We start from the raw sequence: 23934 nt of genomic DNA, 5'->3' as shown, positions 1-23934 counted from the left end.
ATTAGCAAACATTAAATATTCTCGCTCTTTCAAACTCTTTAATATTTGAAATGGCTTGTCTGTTTTGAATTTGCTCCATAGAACGAGCTACTTTTGAGCTTTCTTTATCACTAAATCCAAGGAATTTATTAATAATTTTCAAGTCATTTTTAGATTTTATATTCATAAGAAAGGCTGTTTCACACATACTTGAAAAATCAAACGAAGGTTGATTAAACTCCTCAATACCTTGTGATAATAAAACAACTGAAACACCTTTGGAGCGAATCTCTCTAAGTATTTTTTCTAAAATTTCTTTTGACTTTTTATCTTTAAAAACATTATGAGCTTCATCAATTAACAAAACATATCGCATTCCTTTAATTTCATTCTTCACCTCTGAATTTTCCATATTCATAAAGGTATTATAGATATAATTGATAATTAAAAAAGCTGCTGTAAACCTTACATTTCTACTCAAATCACCAGAAAGACTTAAGTAGTAATTTTTATTTAAAAATGCCCCATCATTATTTGTATCGAAAAGATTAATTTCACTTAATCCAATAAGAATTTCCGTCAATGTTGATGGCTTTTCTCCTGCAATATCATAAACATTACTCAAGATTTCCTGAATCGTAGGATATTTTCCACCATGATGATTATCAAAAGCCCTCTTTGTTGCTTCTTTGAGTTGCTGAACTTGAACTTTTCCAAGACCTGCATAATCAGTTATAATATCAACAAATTTATTTATACCTAATATTTTATTGTTTTCATTGATACTATCAATAAACGATAAAGGATTAACAGGAAAAGGTTTGTTTGGAGTATCAATTAACTCTGCCTGTGTTGATTTGAAGAAACCTTTAAACTCATCACTATCTTTCTCAGAATCACTAATTCCTTTAAAATCTAGGAACAAGAAGTTTGTTTGATAGTCACTTGCATCTACAATTCGTTCCAATATTCTTTGTGCAAAATACGTTTTACCAGAACCCGATTGACCAGCAACTGCTATATGTGCATTGCTATATAAAACTGTATCATTTGGTGTAAAATAGATTTCTTTGCCTTCATCATCTATACCAACAAGCAGTTTCCAAGGATTACATGAGTGTGTTTTTTGAATATTCTGATTATAATTATTTATATGCTCTAAACTTACGTTTGAACTTTCCAGCTCTGAAATTCCACTTTCAATATTATCAATAAGAAAGTCAAAACCAGAATAGTTAACATTATCCTCAAACAGTTTATTAATCATGCCTAAACCATGGTCAACATGCATCTTAACATATTTTCCTATATCCGTATTGGACTTGTGCAAGTTGTAGTGTTGGCACATCAAGGCTATGTAGTAATTTTTATACTTTCCAAAAAAAGTATCGTCTTTATAAGCCTTACCCCTAGAGTCTTTAAGGTCTTTTGTAATTGATAATCGAATCTTTGTTTTTAAAGAATACGCTAATGCAATTCTTGAAATATGATTTTCTGAGCCTAAATTTAGCTTTTTTGTTAAATCTAAACCATTTTTGTTGATATGTTGATTGCCTAATATCATCCTTTAAAAGTATTAATATTGTGCCAACGAATGTTTTCTAACGAAGGATAAAACCGCTGTTCTATCGGCAATTGAATTTGTTTGCTACGAAATTGAGTTAGTGAATAGTCTGTTTTATTTTCACTAAACTTTGTTGAGATTAGTACTCGGTAATTCTCATCTATTGAAATTAATCCTCTATCAAAAGCTCTATGCAAATTAGGACATAATGCTAAACCATTAGTTATTGTATCATTATTACTTTCAGAAAAAGGAATTATATGACAAGCATCTATCATTGAAATATTTATAATACTATCAATCCTTAAACCAGAAATGCAACATGTTTGATTATAAATTTTAGGAATTTCTCTTTTAAAAACATTACTCCTTACAAAGATTTCTTCTTGATATGAATTTTCTTCTAACTGCTTTTGTAATTCGGTAATTCTGGTTGAATAAGTTTCGGAATCCTCATTAACAATTTGGCTTTCAATATCTGTCAGATAAGAACTTTTTCCATAATTGCCTTTAGTATCGGGAAAATACTTATCCAAAATAAATTGCTTTACTATTTCATTATTCTCTTTTTGTTGAAGAATTTCAAATAAGTCAAGGTCAATCTCTGCATAATTAATTGCGATAGTCAAATTCTGCAAACTTCGCATTGAACTTTTTGATTTGACCCATAACTCACAACCTTTATTTGGAGTTAATCTCCAAAATGGTTCGGAATTCATATGGTAAAATGGAAGTGCAAATAAACATTGGTGATTTGTAACTACTAAACTATTCCAATTTGATTTAAACAATCCTACTATTTCAGGTGAAATATAGATTTGTTTTTTATTTATAAGTCCATTAGCTATAGCTTCACATAAACTTATCAATAAAATAGGTTTATGAGGAGCCCCTCCATTTTTATGGTCTCTACGAAGCTTCCCAAAAACATTTAAATAATATGGTAGTTCTTTCTTTGCCAAAACTTATGCAGCAAAATTTATAAGTGATACATCATTTTTACAAGCTTCAAGTAAAAGTTTGTTTTCTTTTTCTTGTCTTTCTGCTTTATCTTTCATATCGAGCTTAATGTTAAATACTTCGTTATAAATTAGAGAAACTTTTTTATCAAAATACAAATCCCTGTTCCATATTACTTGAATTGCAATTAACTCCTGATTAGTAATAAGTTCTAAGTGAGGTTTAGTTTCTTGTAAAGCTTTTTGCGTTTCAAGAACTCTTTTTAGTATAGAAGCCCTATAATGCGGCCAATAAGTACCCATGTCATTAATAGCAGGAGAACCATCTCGCCTTGTAGGCATTCTATTTTTCAAATCATTTCTCTCTTTATCCAGTTTATCCCTAAGTGTTAATAACGGCTTTAACCATTCAAATCCATTTCCAATTAATGCTGTCATTGACTTATCAACTTTCACAACCGTACAAGTCCAACACCCAAATCGACTCTGACCACAAGAAGAGTGTTCTTTACTAGTTACCATTGTTGGACACTCGTAATCATCAGCACTTGCATTTACATAAATATTAAAAAGCTCTGAATTATCAGCTTTCCATGGAGATGGGTGATTATTAATAAGCCCCCAAACTTCCTCTGTCAATAAATGTTTTATAGGTGCATAAACAAAAGTATTTGATTCATTTGGATGTTTAGTTAATCTTTTCCCTTTGATTTCGTGCTTTTTTATTGATTTTGCACGAGTTGCACTTTCTGCAGACCTAGTTCCAATTAAAATAATTGCTTCATTGTTTTCAGCTACTTGCTCTTTTATGAATCGTGAAGTAGGTTTTATTTTTAATTTGTCTGTGCACCAACGAAATGCATTGTTAGGCACGGGATAACCTTTTCCAATAATGTTTACCCAAAATGAATCTTCCAATCTAGGTATCGTTTTTTTTACAAAAATTGGCAAATCCTGCTCTCTTGCTGCGACGCTAATTTTATTAAGTACACGCTCAACGTACTCAACGACTATTGGATTTTCAACAAGGGTGTCATTACAAACGACATAAACAGGTCTTCTAAGTTGAAATGGTGTTGGCATTTCACGCACTTTTAAAAGTGCTTCCCAAACTAAAGTAAGTAATACAGTAGAATCTTTTCCTCCACTAAAACCAATAATCCAAGGCTTTTCTGTTGAATCAGCATAGCAATATTGGTCTACAATCTCATTTATAATATGTTCTACTCTTTTATTTTTCATTCAATTAAATACCACATTATTTTAAAATTGCACAAATATACATAAAGCAAGCGTGGGTTGGAAATAATTGCACTCTTTTGCAAATTTTGGTTTGTGCGTTAGCTTGTGGGGTTTGCAAATGTGTGCAATGTGCGTTGGCTTTCTTAACTGTCCCGAAGGGCAGAAGCGCGGTGGCAAAACTAATTTTTTCTTGCTCTGAAGCTCAATCAACAAGCTATATAACTGGTTCTCAATTTTAAAGTATTTTTTCTAACCAAGCTGTTATTCTTGCCTTGCATACAACATTTCCCTAAACCCATTAGCTTTATATATATTATATACAAGGACAACCACCCTTGCAACTAACTGATTTAACGAACATATATATGTTTTGTATATATTTGGTTATTAAAATTTCAGTTAAAAAGGTATGCTTGTTTTTTTAATACAATCAGCTCCATAGTTGCTCTTTATTTTTGGTGTTATTGAACATCGTAATAGTCAAAACGTCATTACATGTATTTAGGCCCAACAAAGGTAATAAATGATTTTAAATAATATTGCTTTAAACTATAAAGTCTCCAATATTGTCGAATACATTAATAAACAACTAATTAGCATATACTTTCAAACATACATCACAATTATTTGGTACACAATTTCAATAAACAATGATCAATGAACAATCATCAATCATCAATGATCAATCATCAATGATCAATTCATGTCATTGTTCATTGTTCATAACTATTCAATAAGGGAAGTCTCCTGATTGGCGTCCTATTGTTGTCTGTGCTTGTTCGGTTCTCCTTCGGTTCTCGTTCGGTTCTCGTTCGGTTCTTGTTCGGTTAAAATGGAATGAAATGGGTACAAATACCATCTTAATGGCATCTTAAATACAAAGTTTACTGCACCACAATAGGAATCAGTCCCGATGTCTTGACACAAAAACCCCGTCTATCCAAACGGACAGGGAAGCAGAAAAAGGAATCCATGACCCTGTTTCTGGTAAAGCAGAATGCAAAGTATTTTATACTGTTAAAGGAGATAATTATATTAAAACAGTACCGAGAATATACAGTTACTCATCGTTAACAAAAATGGATAAGGCTATGTTTTTCGACAAATATGCAGGTTATACACCATGGGTTTTGTGAACAACCTGCATATAGTTTGTGATAAAATCATATGTACCTGTAGGCTTTTGTCAGCGCAGATCTATTATTGCCCCGGACATAACGCGAACATTTTTCATCAATAGCTGATACTATTTTACTGCCGCCAGCTCTACGATTTTAAGAATGACTTCAACAGCTTTTTGCATGCTTTCAAGTGGAACAAATTCAAAACGTCCGTGAAAATTATGACCTCCGGCAAAAATATTAGGAGTAGGCAAACCCATAAAAGAAAGGCGCGAACCATCAGTTCCCCCTCTAATAGGACGAACATTTGGTTTTACCCCAACCAACTCCATTGCTTTTTCAGCATTATCTACAATATATTTTACAGGTTCTACCTTTTCGCGCATATTGTAATACTGGTCTTTAACCTCAATTTCAACCGTTCCGGAACCATATTCTTTATTCACTTTACTAACAATATGCTTAATTTCCTTCTTCCGGTCTTCAAACCGGTCTCTTCTGAAATCCCTGATTATATAGGTCAACTCACTCTTTTCCACCTCGCCAACAAACGACATTAAATGGAAAAAACCTTCGTACCCTTCGGTATGTTCAGGTGTTTCAACACGGGGCAACATAGTAACAACCTGGTTGGCTATACGAATTGAATTACGCATTTTGTTTTTTGCATAACCAGGATGCACATTCCTCCCATTAACGGTTATTTTTGCAATAGCCGCATTAAAATTTTCATATTCAAGCTCTCCAATCTCACCCCCATCCATGGTATAGGCATATTCAGCCCCAAACTTCTCAACATCAAAATGATCTGCTCCCGCACCAATCTCTTCATCAGGTGTAAAACCAATTCTTATTTTACCATGTTTTATTTCCGGATGGTTTATTAAATATTCTGCTGCAGTAACAATTTCGGCTACCCCGGCCTTATCATCAGCACCCAAAAGCGTAGTTCCATCGGTAGTTATCAATGTTTGTCCTACGTATTTACTCAATTCCGGGAACTCATCGGGAGCAAGAACAATATTTTCCTCCTGATTTAAGGTTATGGCTGATCCGTCGTAATTTTCTATAATTTGCGGATTCACATGCTTACCACTAAAATCAGGGCTGGTATCCACATGGGCAATAAATCCAATTACAGGTACTTCGGCCTCAACATTTGAAGGAATAGTGGCCATTAAGTAACCATTTTCATCCAGCTCCACATCTTCCAGTCCTATTGAATTTAGCTCTTCTGCCAATTGTTGCGAGAACAACATTTGCCCGGGTGTTGAAGGGGTTAATCCGGTATCGGTATCCGATTGGGTATCTATCCCAACATATTTTAAAAACCGCTCTTTTATATTTATCATTTTAACTAATAATTAATTGATGAATCTTCATGCTCTAAGTCAAATTCCCGTATTTCTACCCAAGAAAAAACAAAGCATTGCTCCAAAAAAAGGCACGTGCATTACAACCAGCACCCGCAATATTTTTTATGAGTAGAATGAATTCGAACTACCTAATTTTTTTAGGAAACTAAATGTAGAAGTAAATATCCCAAAAACAAAAAAGGGAGACTATAAAAATAGCCTCCCTGACAAATATCATCTGATACGGTTATCAATGAGCAATGAACAATGAACAATGAGCAATGAGCAATGAACAATGAACAATGAGCAATGAACAATGAACAATGAACAATGAACAATGAGCAATGAACAATAACCAATAACTAATAACCAATGACTAATAATGACTAACTATCAATACGCTTTAGCGAATATTACGCGCTGTGCAGATGGGTTTCCGGTAACAATACAATTTCCCGGTGTTTTATCGCCATCCAAAGGAATACAACGGATTGTTGCTTTAGTTTCATCCTTAATTTTTTGTTCGGTTTCGGATGTTCCATCCCAGTGAGCCATGATAAATCCACCTTTTTCTTCCAACACCTTCTTAAATTCATCATAAGATTCCACCACTGTAGTCTTTTCAGCTCTGAAATCAAGGGCTTTTTGGAATATATTATCCTGGATCTGATCCAACAAATCAGTTACGTAATCCTCTATCCCATCAATTGACACCACTTCTTTTGTCAAAGTATCACGACGAGCTACCTCCACGGTATTGTTTTCAATATCACGAGGACCAACAGCCAAACGCACCGGCACCCCCTGTAACTCATATTGAGCAAATTTCCAACCCGGCTTACGGTTATCTGAATCATCAAACTTAACTGAGATTCCACGTTTTTTAAGTTCAGCCACAATCACATCAACTTTCTCAGTAATTTTAGCCAAATCCTCTTCACTCTTATAAATAGGAACGATAGCTACCTGTATTGGAGCCAGTTTTGGAGGCAACACCAAACCAAAATCATCAGAGTGCGCCATAATCAAAGCCCCCATCAAACGGGTTGAAACACCCCATGAAGTAGCCCATACATAATCTTCAGTTCCTTCCTTGCTGGCAAATTTAACATCAAATGCTTTGGCAAAGTTTTGTCCTAAAAAGTGCGATGTTCCCGATTGCAATGCTTTTCCATCCTGCATTAAAGCCTCGATGGTATAAGTTTCCAATGCACCTGCAAAACGCTCGTTTTCTGTTTTTAAACCTTGAATAACAGGAACTGCAAGATACTTTTCAGCAAACTCTGCATAAACCTTAATCATTGTTTCCGTTTCTTCCAATGCTTCTTCTTTAGTAGCATGGGCCGTATGACCTTCCTGCCATAAAAATTCAGCTGTACGCAAAAACAAACGGGTTCTCATTTCCCAACGAACCACATTGGCCCATTGGTTACATTTAATCGGAAGATCGCGGTATGATTGGATCCAGTTTTTATAGGTGTTCCAGATTATTGTTTCAGAAGTTGGACGAACAATCAGCTCTTCCTCCAATTTTGCACTAGGGTCAACCACAACTCCGTTGCCATCAGGATCATTCATTAAACGGTAGTGTGTTACCACTGCACATTCTTTTGCAAATCCTTCAACGTGATCAGCTTCCTTACTAAAAAAAGATTTAGGAATAAATAACGGGAAATAAGCGTTCACATGCCCTGTCTCCTTGAACATCTTATCGAGTTGCTGTTGCATTTTTTCCCAGATGGCATAGCCGTAGGGTTTAATCACCATACAGCCTCTAACTGCAGAATTTTCAGCCAAATCGGCTTTTATTACCAATTCATTATACCACTGAGAGTAATCTTTACTCCTTTTAGTTAATCCTTTTGCCATTTTGTTCTTTATCTAAATCTTTCTATAATTTCTTTTTCTCACTTTTTCAGTACCATTACTAAAAAGGATTCGCAAAATAACAAAAAATACAGCACATTAGGAAGTGTGGATCAGTAGATTTTTAGACAAAAGATCAGGGACTTATTTAGCCTCTGTAAGAAAACCGCTGAAATTTTTGTTATGATAGTAGCAGAACAGACTGGAATCAAATCGTGCTGAAAGCACAGTTCAAAAATGAATGAGCTGTCCCTACAGGACGTTGATTACCCCTTACATAACCCCATGCGCTACATGGGGCCAGGATAAGCTGTGCTTTCAGCACGATTTACAAAATGCCTTTACAAAAGATCTTCAGCCTAAAATATATAACATTATTCCAGTAAAATAGAACCTTGGCCTGACGGCTATTCCCTAAAGGGGAAGTCTCTCTCGCTGTGGGGGTTGTGGCTCCCTTTAGAGGGTGTATAAAAACTCTTTTAACGAAAAGTGGTTACTTACAAGCACTCTCTCGTTTTACTCCCATACCTCCTCCCGTTTGATCGGGACAGGCTCTGAAGTGGAGGCTACCCTTATGGAGATTTATTTACAGCTTGTATAACCCCAAACCCCTAAAGGGGCTTCTGATTTACAGCTTGTTATCATGTGCTGCAGAAGTCTTGGTTACGGGAAGGGGTAAAGTCCCCTTATGGCGATATAGGGTTGTACAAGAAGGAGTTGTGATTTAAAATTAAAAGTTTCTCAAAGATATTTATCTATTTTCACACACCCTGTTTAGAGCCTGCCCCAAACTTGTATTCGGGAGAGTTGGAGGGTGCGGGTTGGGATAAAATCGAGTTTTCAGGCAAGCACAATTTGAATAGAACTCAGAGTCTGACTTTTACATGAAGACACAGCGGGTATATCCAAAACAATCCAACAACCGGCTTATACAGGATATTTTTAAACCAAACGCATTGATTACAATAGTTCGTTAGTTTTTTATAAGTGTAAGATTATGAGATATTTAATAAAATCAACTTAGATTGGGTAAAAATCTCATTTTAAGCATCTTGTAAATGAGTCTCTTATCTCTTATCTCTTATCTAAAATCTAACGATCTGTTAGATTAGAAAAAAACTATTAAATCATATATCACGATTTATTATATCGGCATGGTTATTGATAGATATAAAACGAAACCAATTTTCATTTTAAGCTCATTTTTTGCAGCTTTAAATGCGATTTTTACAGTAATAATTACTTTTTTTACGAAAAAAGATTTGTGTGAAACCCTTGTAACACTAGTGCCATGAAAAAGATTATTCAAATATCAGCCGTTGCCTTGTTTGCTTTAACAAGTTGTGCAACATACCAAAACAGTGCAAGTGTATACGAAGATGATTTATATTATTCACCTTCCGATAAACCCATTTCAATAGCAGAGGGGTATTCTTCTTTGCCATCTCCTGATAAGCAGGTTCAAAAGGAAGATAATAAAACCTATTCTCACCTGAAAAGCTCATACCAGCAAACACCTCAGGCAAAAGTAAATGAAGATTTAAGGGATTTTTCGGGCATACAGCAAGAATATACCTCCTTGTTAACTAATGACTCTGTTCAGGATGTAGATACCTTATTATATTACAACGAACAAACAGGTTATTGGGTAAATGAATTTGAAGGTTCACAAATGGATAAAGACTATGCAGAGCGCATTGCCCGCTTCCATGGACCTATGAGGGGGATTCCATATTGGTCGCCTTTATATGACGAAGTCATTTTTAACAGCGGCTTTGATTACAACGTATATATTGACGGAGACTATGCTTTTGTTGTACCTGAATGGCACAGCAGATATTACTGGGACTGGCGTTACAGCCGACCCTATTCAAACTATGGCTTTTACGGATATTACGGATGGAACAGTCCCTGGTATAGCAACTGGGGATGGGGAATCGGATTTGGTTACTATGACTACAGTTACCCATACTGGGGATGGGGATATCCATATCATTATGGAGGATACTATGGAGGACATTACCCATACCACGGTCATTATGCAAAAAACAACTTTTATCGTGAACGTGCACCAAGAGAGGTATACTCAGACAGGGTACGCAGCAGCAGGCAAATTTCCACAAACAAAGCAGCTACACAATCTTCAGGAACCGGTAACATTGGAAGAACAAGCCGTGTAGCACAAACAACAAGCAACCCTGCGGCCACTAAAACATACTCCAGCAGAACAACAAGGGCTTCGTATAACAGAGCTGCTTCTGCAACCACAAAATCTTCACAGGTTTCAGGCAACACAAGGAGCACTTCTACTCCTACATACACCAGAACATCAGGAAGATCAAATACAAGGAGCACTTACAATACAAATTCAAGCAGAACAAACAACACTGCTCCTACCAGAACATATTCAAACTCTTCAAGTAACAAAAGCTCTTACTCCAATAGCCGTAGTTCTTCAAACAGAACTTACAATACCGGGAGTTCAAGAAGCAGAAGTTCTAGTTATAACAATACCAGAAGCAGTACGCCAACAAGAACTTACTCACCATCATACAACAGCAGCACCAGATCTTCTTCATCTTCTTATTCAAGCGGAAGCAGATCAAGCAGCAGTAGCAGCAGCGGTACAAGAAGTTCGGGAAGCAGTAGCAGATCAAGTAGCGGAAGTTCACGTTCCAGCAGGGGGAGGTAAATACTAGATAAGAGATAAGAGATAAGAGATGAGAGATGAGCTGAGGGATTGACTTACAAATAGATTTAAAAAACATTACTGAATAAAAACACAGTGATACAATAACAATACAATCTTAATTTAAATACTATGATTAAATCTAAAATAATATATAGCTTATTTTTAATTTGCCTGAGCACTAACATGCTTGCTCAAAGCTATCTTGACGTCCTCAGATACTCCCAACCCCAATACAGCGGAACTGCCAGATCAACAGCTATGGGTGGTGCTTTTGGTTCATTAGGTGGGGATTTTAGTGCTATTGGCATCAACCCGGCAGGCATTGCGGCCTACAGGTCTTCCGAGTTTTCTGTTACGCCATCGGTTATACTCAATTCAACAGAGAGCATGTTTCATGCGCCAAGCGGCACAACGCTTAACACCATAAATTCAGAAGACAACAAAACCACATTTGCATTTAACCAGATAGGCTACGTGGGCACATACAAACCCATGCGAGAGGTTAAAAAAGGTATTGTCAGTACCCACTTTGGAGTTGGCTATAACAGGAACAACAACTTTAACTACCGCTCCATGTCGCAAGCCAGAAACGTTTCCAACTCAATGACTGATATGTTTCTTTTTGATGCAGATGGTTTACACCCTTCTGAACTGGAAAACTTATCTTTGCTTGGATATAATACCTATTTAATTAACGAGCTTGACCCAAATACCACCGACTATATTTATACCAGTCTGTTGGATATTGGCGACAAGGTTCACCAAACCAGGATTATTGAAAAAGACGGATACACCGGTGAAGTTAACTTTACATTTGGTGCCAACATCAGCAATCTGTTGCTAATAGGTACCAGCATTAACTTTTCCATGCTTAACTACGATGAAGAATCATCTTATTTTGAAGAGTTTAGTGAAGAAGACAATGTAATTTATGATGATTCATTCAGGCGCTTTACCGTATCTGATTATTTAGAGGCTTCAGGTACTGGTATTAACTTAAAACTAGGTGTTATTGTAACTCCGGCAAAAGGGTTGAGACTAGGTTTGGCTTACCACTCTCCCACCTGGTACAACATTGAAGAAAACTACGGTAGCAGAATAGACTCCTATTTTTACAATGAAATTCCGGAAGAAGGCTCCAGTAATATTTACGATTATTACGATGGCGAATACGATTACAACTTCCGAACTCCTGACAAATTGATTGCCAGTGCTTCGTATATTATTGGAAAGGTAGCCATCTTAAGTTTTGATTACGAAAGAATAAACTATGCCAACGCCAAGTTTAAATCAACAGTTGATAGCTGGAAAGATGTTACTACCATCAACTATCAAAACGACGAAATAAAAAACATATTTACCAATTCAAATAATTTTAGGGCTGGGGCTGAATTCAGAGTAAACAATCAACTTAGTTTGAGATGCGGTTATGCCCTGCAGGGTTCTCCTTATAAAAACGATCCTAAGGATAATGAAATAACAAGTTATGCTGCAGGCTTTGGATACCGTTTCAAAAGCTACTTTATTGATTTTGCGTATAAGTTATCATCATTCGATATCAATTATTACAACTACAATTGGAGTCCCGAACATGATACTGCTGTAGGTCCACCACCTATTACCAAAACAAGCACTGAAGACCACTCAATGGTTCTTACTTTTGGTATGAAGTTTTGAAAATAGACATTAGACAATAGATAAAAGACATAAGACTATATAATTACGCATAACAAAAAATCCCCGATAGAAATTCTACCGGGGATTTTTGATATTATCATATTGTTGTATTAACGAATCATACCTGCAGCTACCGTTTCATTAGTGCCTTCATCCACTAAAATTACACTACCTGTAATTCTATTTTGGTTATAGGTATCAATATGCAATGGTTTTGTAACCCTTAAAGTTAACTTTGCAATATCATTCATACCAACTTCTTTATCCTCTTCATTTTTTTCAAGCGTATTGATATTCATTTTATAATGAATATTTGTTACCATACATCTTGCTTCGGCTGAAGTGTGGCGAATAACATATTTTCCTCTAGGTATAACTTTACGCTCATTAAACCAGCATACCATCAAATCAATATCCTGTGTTGTTTGAGGCAAGTTATCTGATTTAACCAACATATCTCCCCTGCTGATGTCAATCTCATCTTCCAGGGTGACAGTAACCGATTGTGGGGCAAAAGCTTCCTCAAGGGTATCCTCAAAGAAATCTATTGTTTTTACTTTAGAGGTAAAACCAGAAGGCAACACCGTAATAGGATCTCCAACCTTAACAGCACCACTGGCTATTCTACCACCATAGCCCCTGTAATCAGGGAATTCTGCAGTTTGAGGACGAACAACATACTGTACCGGGAAGCGGAAATCCTGATGGTTAATATCACTACTGATATGTATATTTTCCAAAAGGTGCAATAATGTTGGTCCGTCATACCATTCCATTTTTTCAGAACGCTCTACCACATTATCCCCATTTAATGCACTTATTGGCACAAAACGAATATCCTTAACGTCTAATTTTGACGAAATCCCGTCAATATCATTCTTAATCTTCTCAAAAGTTTCTTCACTGTAATCCACCAAATCCATTTTGTTTACACAAAAGATAATATGTGGAATTTGCAACAATGACGCAATATATGAATGGCGCAACGTTTGTTCCAACACACCATGTCGGGCATCTACCAAAATAATGGCCACATTAGCAGTACTTGCCCCTGTTACCATATTTCGGGTATATTGTATATGCCCCGGGGTATCTGCAATAATAAACTTACGTTTTGGAGTTGCAAAATAACGATAGGCCACATCAATAGTAATCCCCTGCTCCCTTTCAGCTTTTAAACCATCAGTTAATAAAGCCAGGTTTACTTCTTCATTACCTATTCTTTCACTTGCCCTTTCGATAGCTTCCATTTGATCTTCAAAAATGGCTTTACTATCATAAAGCAACCTACCTATTAAAGTACTTTTACCATCATCAACACTACCTGCGGTGGTGAAGCGTAAAAGCTCCATATCTAAATATCCTGAATTTTTATCGCTCATAATAATTTGATGCTTAGCTTTATTGGTTAGAAATACCCTTCTTTTTTACGATCTTCCATTGCTGATTCCGATCTCTTGTCATCTGCACGGCCACCTCTTTCTGTAGTACGGGTAGCTGCTACTTCCTGAATGATATCTTCAATGTTATCAGCCTTTGAAAGTGTTAATCCGGTACAAGTAATATCTCCAATTGTTCTACATCTAACATCCTTCTCTATCAACTCCTCACCTGGTTTAAGCTGCATAAAAGGAGCTTTAAACATCCAAACGCCATCGCGGTTAAACACTTCTCTTTTATGCGTAAAATACAAGCTCGGCAATTCAATGTTTTCCATGTAGATATACTGCCAAACATCCATCTCTGTCCAGTTACTAATTGGGAAAACCCTAAAGTGCTCACCCATATTTTTTCTGCCGTTGAAAATATTCCAAAGCTCCGGACGCTGGTTTTTAGGATCCCACTGACCAAATTCATCCCTATGAGAAAAGAACCTTTCTTTTGCACGTGCTTTTTCTTCATCTCTACGTCCGCCACCCATTGCAGCGTCACATTTCAATTCGTCCAAAGCATCCAGCAAGGTAACTGTTTGCAATTTATTACGAGAAGCATTTATCCCTTTCTCTTCCACTACTTTACCCTGATCAATTGAGTCCTGAACATAACGCACCAGGCATTTGGCCCCGGTTTTCTCCATTAAATCATCTCTGTAGTCAAGTGTTTCCTGAAAGTTATGCCCCGTATCAATATGCAATAGTGCAAAAGGGACTTTTGCAGGATAAAACGCTTTACGCGCCAAGTGAAACATTACAATTGAATCTTTTCCTCCGGAAAAAAGCATCACCGGTCTTTCGAACTGGGCAGCAACTTCCCTGATAACAAAGATCGACTCTGCTTCAAGTTCTCTAAGGTGATTAATTCGGTATCTATCCATAGTTTTATCTTGATGTTTACCTTTTAGTATTTTAAAACGACGCCAAAGTTAAATGATTTTTAACTTAAAGCCTATTATAAAAAAAAAAATATCCCACTAAAAAGCGGGATATTATAAAGGCACGCTAACAATGCCCCAAATATTTTAATCAAGGTTTTCGATATCGTCGATATCAAAACTCTTATTATACTGAGTCATAGCCCGCAAACTCATACCCACATTAGAAAAACCTCCATCATGGAAAAGGTTCTGCATGGTTACTTTCTTGGTAAGATCTGAGAACATGGCTATACAATAATTAGCACACTCTTCTGCAGAAGCATTTCCTAGCGGCGACATTCTTTCTGAGAAATCCATCAGGCCATCAAAACCTTTAACACCACTTCCTGCAGTTGTAATTGTTGGCGACTGAGAAATTGTATTTATTCTCACTTTTTTCTCACGACCATAAATATATCCAAAACTACGTGCAATTGACTCAAGCAGAGCCTTGGCATCCGACATATCGTTATATCCATAGAAAGTACGCTGAGCAGCAACATACGATAAACCTAACACTGATCCCCATTCACTGATGGCATCCATTTTAAAGCCAACCTGAAGCATCTTATGGAAAGATATTGCTGAAATATCAAGTGTTTTGTTTAAGTAACTATAATTTAAGTCGTGATATACTCTTTTTTTACGTACGTTTAGAGACATACCAATTGAGTGTAATACGAAATCAATTTTACCACCCAATATCTCCATCGATTTTGAGAATACATTTTCTAAGTCCTCTACACTTGTAGCATCAGCAGGTATAACCTCCGCATTACACTTTTCCGACAATTCATTAAGTGTACCCATTCTACAAGCTACAGGGGTATTGGTCAATGTAAAAGTTGCACCTTCGGCATGTGCTAATTCTGCAACCTTCCATGCAATAGACATGTCATTTAGAGCACCAAATATAATTCCCCTTTTTCCTTTTAATAAATTATATCCCATTTTAATATTTATTTTTGAGCGTACAAATATATATGATTAATGCACTTTGAAAAACAGTAAGGTTTAAATATTTAATACTTTAACGTAATTTAAATAAAAAAACACGCCCATTTTAACACACTAAACATTCAATTACAACAACTTACAAACACAACAACTTCACCACACCCTATGACAGAATTAAATTTTAGAACACAAATCGTTAAAATTCAATCCTCTACACCTAACAAGTGTTTTGCATTGCTTAACGCTGCACTGGTAAGATCACTACCACTAAGCATTTTAGCTATTTCTGTTATTCTGTTATCTGTTGATAATTCCTCAATACTGGTTTGGGTACTATGATGATTGTCCTTTTTAAACACCTTGTAGTGCTGCTTACCTTTACCTGCAATTTGAGGCAAATGCGTAATACTGACAACCTGAATATTCTTAGAAATATCCTGCATAATTTTACCCATCTTATCTGCAACTTCACCAGAAACACCGGTATCAATTTCGTCAAATATTATAGTTGGCAATCCTTTTGATATGGAAAGCAAGCTTTTAATACACAACATTACACGTGACATTTCACCACCTGATGCCACTTTAGGTATGGCAGCAAGCGCACCATTTTTATTGGCTGAGAACAAGAAATTAACATCATCAATCCCATTTTCGGCATAGTCTTTCAAAGGTTCACAAACCACCCGTAAAGTAGCATTTGGCATCCCCAGCTCTAACAATTGCCCTACAATGGTACTCTCAATATTCTTTAAAACCTTTTTTCGCGACCCCGAAAGCTTACTACCTACAACCTTCAATTCTTCAAGGGCAAGATCAATCTGTTTCTGTTTTTCTTTTAAATCGTCATCAAAAGAAGTTATTTTTTGAAGTTGATCCCCCAGGTCGTCTTTAATCTTAATCAAAGCATCAACATCATCAACTTTATGCTTTTGCTGCAATGAAAATATCTGATCTAAACGGGAACTGATAAACAAAAGTCGCTCGGGATCATATTCAATCCCTTCCATTTTATCTTCTATTTCACTATTTAAATCATCCAGATCAAGAAAAGCAGAGTCTATTCTCTGAACCCACCCTTCCACATCAGGCAAAAACGAAGCTATCTTTTCAAGGTTTTTCAATGATTCCTTTAAGGCATTCAGCACAGGTGCATTGTCGCCACTTAACAACTGGCTAACCGAAAAAAGCCCGCCTTTGACCTCTTCGGCATGGGTCAACAATTCCTGTTCCTTTTCCAGCTCTCCCTGCTCCTCTGGCACCAGCTTCAGTTCTTCGAGTTGATTATATTGAAACTGCATATAATCCACATCGGCACTTAACTTTAAATTTTGCTCTTCCAGCTCTTTCCTTTGCTGTAACAAGTTGCGATAAACCTTAAATTTATCTCTATAATCTTTTAAAATACCACTGTTTTTGGCTACTGTATCAACCACATTCAACTGAAAAGCCGTATCCCCTAGCAACAAGTTTTGATGCTGTGAATGAATATCAATCAATTGATGCGCTATTTTTTTCAGAAAACCAAGATTAACAGGAGTATCATTTATAAAGGCCCTGGATTTACCATTTACCAGTATTTCTCTACGAATAAGCGTATTATCGTCATAGTCAATATCCTCTTCCTCAAAAAGCTTGTTGAAGCCATAATCCTTCACATAAAATTCAGCCTCTATTACACTTTTTTTTTCATTATCCTTTAACACAGACACATCACTACGCTGCCCCAACACCATGGCCAAGGCACCTAACATGATGGATTTACCGGCTCCTGTTTCACCGGTAATTACCGAAAACCCATCTTTAAACTCAATTTCTACCTGATCAATTAAAGCGTAATTGGAAATAAATAAAGATTTAAGCATAAAAACTATCTACAGTTATTTGTTTTGGATCAACTTTTCGTTGTATTTTGATGAATTAGCAGGATCTATCTCTGCTAATATTTCAACTGCCCTGCTTTTTTCTAAAGAAAAAGAATCCGAGAAAACGTTAATCAACTCATCTGATTTGGCATCAAAAAACAATTGCATAGCAAATGTCCCGGGACGTTGGCGGTGAACTTTTTGTAGTTTTTCAACAGCCAGCAATATTTCCTTTCGGCCATCTTCAGGTTTTTCACTCATTTTATCCAGCCCTTGCCTATGATATTGATACATACAATCGCGCATCGGTTTATGCTGCTGGTTCAAATAGTTTTCTACCAGCCAGTACCTATTCCTTTTACTTTCGTAAGATCTCCATCCTGAATATCTGGAATTCTGGGACATACTTACTATTTTTTCAGCCTGTTCAATATATTTTGTACCGCCGTTTTTTGAATAAGAATCATAATCAAGGCCCAGGATCACATAGGCATAATAAGACAATATACCCACCAAATCTGATTCAATAGAGTTTGGATTATATATCAGTGGTTCAAACTCTTCATATTTAAATTTAAAGTCCTGATCCAGATAATTAAAAAGCATACTGCGATAAGAAGAATTAAACACCGGACGGCGCGACTGAATCTGAATTGTACCGGAATATTCGCCTGCAGAAACAACTTCCTTAATATTAATAAGAATGCTGCATTCAATCCTTTCTTCAGGACTAAAAACATTGTCTGTCCATTTTTGGCCATTCACAAACTCCATAATGGCCGTTTGCATTGTTTGGTAAACTTGCTTATTGGTACCTTGTACACCTGGCGACACAACTGAAACACTACATTGAAGTTCCTGGGCATAAACACCCACTCCAATAAACAGAAGAAAAATAGAAAACAAAAGACTTTTCACAGTACACTTATATTTAAAAACGTTTATAAGGAAATTATTTTATCAACAATATCAATTGCAACTTCCTTTTTACTTTTTAACGAAAACTCCTCCTTATTATTATTTCGATCAATTATTGTGATCTGGTTTGTATCATGCCCAAAACCAGCACCTGTGTTTTCCAGTGAGTTTAACACGATAAAGTCCAGATTCTTTTTTTCCAACTTCTTTAAGGCATTCTTCACTGCATTTTCTGTTTCCAGCGCAAATCCAACCAAAACCTGCCCTTCCTTTTTCATTTGGCCAAGTTTACTGGCAATATCTACAGTAGACTTTAATGAAACCACCATCTGGTCATCATCACTTTTTACTTTTTGATCGGCACATATTACTGGAGTATAATCTGCCACCGCAGCCGACAACACAGCTCCATCACAATTGGGGAAGTATTCAGCACAAGCCTGGTACATCTCCTGGGCTGATGTAACATGGATTAATTTGATACGCTCCGACTTAACCTTTTGGTTTACCGGTCCGGATACCAATACCACTTCAGCCCCCCGCTGTGCCAACTCTTCTGCTATTGAATACCCCATTTTGCCACTGGAAAAATTTCCGATATAGCGTACCGGGTCAATTTTTTCATAAGTAGGCCCGGCGTTTACCAAAAACGTTCTCCCTTTCAGCTGGTCATTTTTAGCACTCGTCTGTTTCTGAAAGAAAGTGATCAGATCATCAACAATAGTTTCCGGTTCAGCCATGCGCCCCTTGCCACTCAACCCACTAGCCAACTCTCCAGAGCCAGCTTCTATTATATGAACACCATCCTCTTCGAGCTGTTTCATATTTCGTTGATTTGCCGGGTGGAGATACATATCAAGATCCATTGTTGGGGCAACAAAAACCGGGCATCTGGCCGACAAATATGTAGTTACTAAAAGGTTATCAGCAATCGCATTTGCCATTTTACCCATGGTATTAGCTGTGGCCGGAGCTACAACCATAGCATCAGCCCACAACCCTAAATCAACATGGCTATTCCAATCACCATTTTCGGGATTGTAAAAATCAACCATAATTGGATTTTTAGACAATGTTGCCATGGTTAGGGGAGTAATAAACTCTTTGGCCTTTTCAGTCATCACAACCTTTACCTCTGCCCCATTCTTTACCAAAAGCCTGGTCAACAATGCTGACTTGTATGCAGCAATCCCGGCAGAAACGCCTAAAATAATATTTTTACCTTTTAACATACCCTAAGCTTATAAACAAAAAAAGATAAAAGAAATATCATAAACCTCCTTTACCTTTTTTTAAAATTTCTTAAAAGAAATATATACCGTAATTACTTGCTTTCGGCACCTGCGTTACGATAATACACTTTGTCTTCTACAAATTCCTGAGTTGCAATTGCTGAAGGCTTTGGCAATCTTTCATAAAACCTTGAGATCTCAATTTGCTCACGATTTTCAAAAACCTCTTCCAAATTATCTGTGTAAGAAGCAAATTCCTGAAGTTTTTTGTTCAACTCCTCTTTCATTTCCACACTAATCTGGTTGGCTCTTTTGGCAATTACATTAACAGCCTCATAAATATTACCTGTATCTTTCGACAACTCTTGTGTATTCCAGGTAATTGTGCTGCCTGGAGCGTTTGATTTCTTATAATCCATGGTATATATTAATTATTCTAATTTACATCTTCAAATTTCACTTCTTTGGAGGCACTTTCAAATATTTTTACGGCCTTATCCATATAACCACTTTCCGGAAATTCATTAATGAATGAATAATATTCATCAATGGCTTCCCTCATACGGTCTTCCTTTTTATCCAATATACTGTTCTCAGCCTGAATATATTTTGCTTCCAGGATCAAAAACGACAGCTCTTCCCTATACTTGGTATCAGGGAATTCTTTTAGACTATTTTGGGCAGCAATTATAGAAGAGAGGTAGTTATTACCCATATAATTGCCCAAGTTAAAATACAGCTTTGCCGACAAATATGATTTATACACCAATTTATCCCTTAGCTCATCAATTAACCTGTTGGCCTCCTCAACCCTTGGACTCTGAGGATACAGATTAACAAACAATTGAAATTCGCTTATAGCTTCGTATGAATCTGTTTGATCGAGCCGTGGTTTGGGCGATGTCATATAATAACAATAACCACTCATAAACTGGCATTCTTCCACCATATCACTTGATGGGAAAGTTTTAACAAACTGACGAAAATAATGCCCCGCCATTATATAATCACTTAAACCATACAGACATTTTGCATAAGTAAAATTTATTACCTCAGCTTTTTCAGTCCCCCTGTATATCCCCTGAAGTTCATTAAGCAAAGTCGCAGCCCTCATAAAATCCTCAGAACCATAATATTCCATAGCTTTTGAGTACTTTAACTCATAATCAGTACTTTTTAAAATTTTTTGATACTGACTGCAACCAATAAACATTGGAATGACCACAAGTAGAATTAACAGTTTTTTCATCAACTTCTAATATTTTTATATAAACACCTATTATTCAATACAATAATTAAATACCAGGGGTCTAAGTTATCCTTTTTATCTAATAAACAACGTGCAAAGATAAAATATTAATATGAAACAACCATAAAAATTTATTGACTGACAGCCTATGCATGGCATTTATGAAGTAAAACAGCCACGCAGGTACAACTATAATTACGTTCAACCTTTATTAAATAAAATTTAAACTAATGTATTTCACATTGGTTATTAAAAAATATTACCTTTGCGCCAATAATTTATAAAAGATATACAAAGTGGATATTTTTGATAAGATAAAGAAAACCATGGGACCACTTGGTCAATATGGCAAGGATGCCCATGGATATTTTATGTTCCCAAAGTTAGAAGGAGAGATTAGCCCTAAGATGAAATTCAGGGGAAAAGAGGTTTTAACCTGGAGTTTAAATAACTATTTAGGTTTAGCTAATCACCCGGAGGTAAGAAAAGCTGATGCTGAAGCTGCTGCTGAATATGGATTAGGTTATCCTATGGGTGCCAGAATGATGTCTGGTCAAACAAGCAAGCACGAGGAACTTGAGGCTGCTTTGGCCGAATTCGTTGGCAAGGAAGACTCATATCTTTTAAATTTTGGCTATCAGGGAATGGTATCAATCATTGACACTCTTGCCTCAAGAAACGATGTTATCGTTTACGATTCTGAGTCTCATGCCTGTATCATGGATGGTATCTTCTTACATAAGGCAAAGGGTGGAAAAAGTTTTGTTTTCCCACACAATGATATAGCCAGATGTGAAAAGATGCTTGAATTTGCTACAAAAAGAGCAAAAGAAACAGGTGGAGGAATCCTTGTTGTTACTGAAGGTGTTTTTGGTATGGCAGGCGATTTAGGTGCCCTTGATAAAATTGTAGCATTAAAAGACAAATTTGAGTTCCGTTTGTTAGTGGATGACGCTCACGGTTTTGGTACAATGGGAAAAACCGGTGCAGGAACACCAGAACACTTTGGCGTTACTGATAAGGTAGATATACTTTTCAACACATTTGCCAAGTCGATGGCTGCCATTGGTGCTTTTGTTGCTGCCAACGAAGAAGTTGTTAGCTATTTAAGATACAACTTACGTTCGCAGATTTTTGCCAAGTCGTTACCAATGCCAATAGTAATTGGTGCACTGAAACGTTTGGAATTATTAAAGACCGAGCCTCAGTTAAAAGAAAACCTTTGGACAGTAGTAAACGCCTTACAAAAAGGACTAAAAGAACAAGGGTTTGATTTAGGAAAAACAGAATCTCCTGTTACTCCTGTATTCTTAAATGGTTCTGTACCTGAAGCTACTCAGTTAACAATGGATTTGAGAGAAAACTATAATATTTTCTGTTCAATTGTTGTTTATCCAGTAATTCCTAAGGATCAGTTAATGCTAAGAATTATCCCAACTGCAGTTCACACATTAGAAGATGTTGAATATACTATTAAAGCATTTGGTGAAGTTAAAGAAAAGCTTGCTGCAGGAGCATATCAAAGCGATAAAATTGCGAATATTTTATAATTGAAATATACCCAATAAAAAAAAGGAGGCCTTTAACAAAGCCTCCTTTTTTTATTAATATTGTTTTGATATATAGACATCTTTAAAATAATGCGCTATGATTTCTTCCATCCTGTATCCTTTTTCGGACATCACCATAGTGCCAAGCAAACACAAACCAGCCCTATGACCTTTACCTATCCCGTTAAAAGTAAATCCATCTCCCACACTCTCATTGTTTTCAAGTGATTTTACAACGAAGGCAGTAGTTGGCAAATCAAGTAAGGCTGAAAACAACATCAATTCTTTTTTCTGAAGAACAGTACTTTTATCCTCTCCAAAAATTTCGAGCTGCTTAATATTACCGTCAACACTTCGCTCTTTAATTGAAATGCTGTCTATACTCTCCCATCTTCCTTCATCAATTCTAGCAATTGCCGCACCAATATCTTTTTTAGAAACAACCTTATTCCACCGATATAATTCATCTCTATTTCCGATATCAACACTCACTAATTTCGACAACACATCACTCCGCTTTTCGTTGCAGAAACAATTATCCGTACTATACAACCAATTATAAAAATCATCGTCATTTTGCAAATCCAGACTTTTATCTTCAGCTGTATCTCTTCTGTTTTTTAGATAGTCACCTATCTTATCTTCACCTAAATAATACTCAACACCCGTTACACCCCCGCAACACAATGAAATTGGCAGAACAACTACCTTGCTATTATGAAATACAGCCATCCCTTTTGTTTGCTCCACAGCACTCTGAACCAATTTATTACTATTTAACGAACATCCTGTATATACAAAATGCAATTGCTCCGGCGTTGGTTCTATGTAGTTTTTATTGTGTAATAGTACATCATTATCTGCTTTTGGTTCAAGCAAGCCTACTGCATTTATTTCTTTATTAAATTTTAATAAATAACTCCGCAACAGGACAACTTGTACTTTTAAAAACTCCAATTGGTTGTTATCTGCATACCTTCTATCCAATACACTACTAATAAAAAAATCGATATCAACCTCATTTTCCACTTTCACTTTTCCCTCTTTCAGTGACACATGGATAGCCCCTTTGTAATAGTTTTTGGCAGCATGCTCACCCCCTTCTTCTTTCATAATAAAGAAACTTTCTTCCCAATCCAATGGAGCAAAAAGCACATTATTGTCAACAACAATAATTTCATCGTCATTTTCAATAACAATATTTTTTTGATCGGCCCGCACCAACCAATCCCCGGAAAGGCAACGCTGTGAATCTCCTATAAAATAGAAGCCTTCCAAGGATACCATTACGCTTTTACTGTATAATATATCAAGTTTTAGTGTCGGATTATTCATGAAGATATTCTATAGCATTT

17 protein-coding genes are annotated in these 23934 nt (G+C 36.3%); 3 read left to right on the top strand and 14 right to left on the bottom strand.

From position 1 onward, the window contains the following. Window position 1: 1 nt before the first annotated feature. The 5 genes from OM074_RS04145 to proS form a co-directional block, all read right to left on the bottom strand. Window positions 2-1543, bottom strand: coding sequence for a DndE family protein (locus OM074_RS04145; protein WP_301198026.1), 1542 nt, complete (start codon window positions 1541-1543; stop codon window positions 2-4). Next, entirely contained in the window at window positions 1540-2505 is a 966-nt protein-coding gene (locus tag OM074_RS04140; RefSeq protein ID WP_301198025.1) for an HNH endonuclease, read from the bottom strand. Before OM074_RS04140 ends, OM074_RS04145 begins: the two co-directional genes overlap by 4 nt. Before the next feature lie 3 nt (window positions 2506-2508). Next, window positions 2509-3744, bottom strand: a complete 1236-nt coding sequence (gene dndC, locus OM074_RS04135; RefSeq protein WP_301198024.1) for a DNA phosphorothioation system sulfurtransferase DndC — start codon at window positions 3742-3744, stop codon at window positions 2509-2511. A 1246-nt stretch (window positions 3745-4990) separates the two neighbouring features. Then, window positions 4991-6217, bottom strand: a complete 1227-nt coding sequence (gene pepT, locus OM074_RS04130; protein WP_301198023.1) for a peptidase T — start codon at window positions 6215-6217, stop codon at window positions 4991-4993. A 396-nt stretch (window positions 6218-6613) separates the two neighbouring features. Then, window positions 6614-8089 (bottom strand): proline--tRNA ligase, encoded by a 1476-nt coding sequence (gene proS / locus OM074_RS04125; protein ID WP_301198022.1) that lies wholly within the window; start codon window positions 8087-8089, stop codon window positions 6614-6616. A 1288-nt stretch (window positions 8090-9377) separates the two neighbouring features. Between proS and OM074_RS04120 the strand changes: the two genes are divergently transcribed. Together OM074_RS04120 and OM074_RS04115 are read left to right on the top strand one after the other, a co-directional pair. Further along, window positions 9378-10778, top strand: a complete 1401-nt coding sequence (locus tag OM074_RS04120) for a hypothetical protein (RefSeq protein WP_301198021.1) — start codon at window positions 9378-9380, stop codon at window positions 10776-10778. 129 nt (window positions 10779-10907) lie between these two features. Continuing rightward, on the top strand, window positions 10908-12455 hold the full coding sequence (locus OM074_RS04115) for an OmpP1/FadL family transporter (protein ID WP_301198020.1): 1548 nt from the start codon (window positions 10908-10910) through the stop codon (window positions 12453-12455). Between the two features lie 110 nt (window positions 12456-12565). Here the strand turns inward: OM074_RS04115 and cysN are convergent, their stop codons facing one another. From cysN to OM074_RS04075, 8 genes are all read right to left on the bottom strand, one after another. Then, window positions 12566-13837 carry a sulfate adenylyltransferase subunit CysN gene (gene cysN, locus OM074_RS04110; RefSeq protein ID WP_301198019.1) on the bottom strand — a complete coding sequence of 424 codons (1272 nt, stop codon included), beginning with the start codon at window positions 13835-13837 and terminating at the stop codon, window positions 12566-12568. Window positions 13838-13863: 26 nt separating this feature from the next. Further along, window positions 13864-14769 carry a sulfate adenylyltransferase subunit CysD gene (gene cysD, locus OM074_RS04105; protein WP_301198018.1) on the bottom strand — a complete coding sequence of 302 codons (906 nt, stop codon included), beginning with the start codon at window positions 14767-14769 and terminating at the stop codon, window positions 13864-13866. 144 nt (window positions 14770-14913) lie between these two features. Continuing rightward, the gene (locus tag OM074_RS04100) at window positions 14914-15759 is read right to left on the bottom strand and encodes an enoyl-ACP reductase FabI (protein WP_301198017.1); all 846 of its coding nucleotides are present in this window, start codon (window positions 15757-15759) and stop codon (window positions 14914-14916) included. Window positions 15760-15968: 209 nt separating this feature from the next. Beyond that, entirely contained in the window at window positions 15969-17630 is a 1662-nt protein-coding gene (gene recN, locus OM074_RS04095; protein WP_301198016.1) for a DNA repair protein RecN, read from the bottom strand. Between the two features lie 15 nt (window positions 17631-17645). Continuing rightward, the gene (gene porD, locus OM074_RS04090; RefSeq protein ID WP_301198015.1) at window positions 17646-18548 is read right to left on the bottom strand and encodes a type IX secretion system protein PorD; all 903 of its coding nucleotides are present in this window, start codon (window positions 18546-18548) and stop codon (window positions 17646-17648) included. Between the two features lie 23 nt (window positions 18549-18571). Next, window positions 18572-19780, bottom strand: a complete 1209-nt coding sequence (coaBC, locus tag OM074_RS04085) for a bifunctional phosphopantothenoylcysteine decarboxylase/phosphopantothenate--cysteine ligase CoaBC (protein WP_301198014.1) — start codon at window positions 19778-19780, stop codon at window positions 18572-18574. A 92-nt stretch (window positions 19781-19872) separates the two neighbouring features. Continuing rightward, entirely contained in the window at window positions 19873-20199 is a 327-nt protein-coding gene (locus tag OM074_RS04080; protein ID WP_301198013.1) for a DNA-directed RNA polymerase subunit omega, read from the bottom strand. A gap of 17 nt (window positions 20200-20216) precedes the next feature. Then, a complete protein-coding gene (locus OM074_RS04075; RefSeq protein WP_301198012.1) occupies window positions 20217-21029 on the bottom strand; it encodes an outer membrane protein assembly factor BamD in 813 nt (270 codons plus the stop codon). 296 nt (window positions 21030-21325) lie between these two features. Between OM074_RS04075 and OM074_RS04070 the strand changes: the two genes are divergently transcribed. Beyond that, the gene (locus OM074_RS04070) at window positions 21326-22579 is read left to right on the top strand and encodes an aminotransferase class I/II-fold pyridoxal phosphate-dependent enzyme (protein WP_301198011.1); all 1254 of its coding nucleotides are present in this window, start codon (window positions 21326-21328) and stop codon (window positions 22577-22579) included. 54 nt (window positions 22580-22633) lie between these two features. Here OM074_RS04070 and OM074_RS04065 read toward each other — a convergent pair whose 3' ends face one another. Beyond that, window positions 22634-23914: a DUF8618 domain-containing protein gene (locus OM074_RS04065; RefSeq protein ID WP_301198010.1), complete on the bottom strand. Its 1281-nt coding sequence runs from the start codon at window positions 23912-23914 to the stop codon at window positions 22634-22636. Window positions 23915-23934 lie beyond the last annotated feature (20 nt).

This window comes from Plebeiibacterium marinum (genome assembly GCF_026013615.1).
GTDB classification, from domain to species: Bacteria; Bacteroidota; Bacteroidia; order Bacteroidales; family Marinilabiliaceae; genus Saccharicrinis; species Saccharicrinis marinus_A.
The sequence above is the reverse complement of the archived record's forward strand: the minus strand, read 5'-3'. Positions and strand labels throughout refer to the sequence as shown.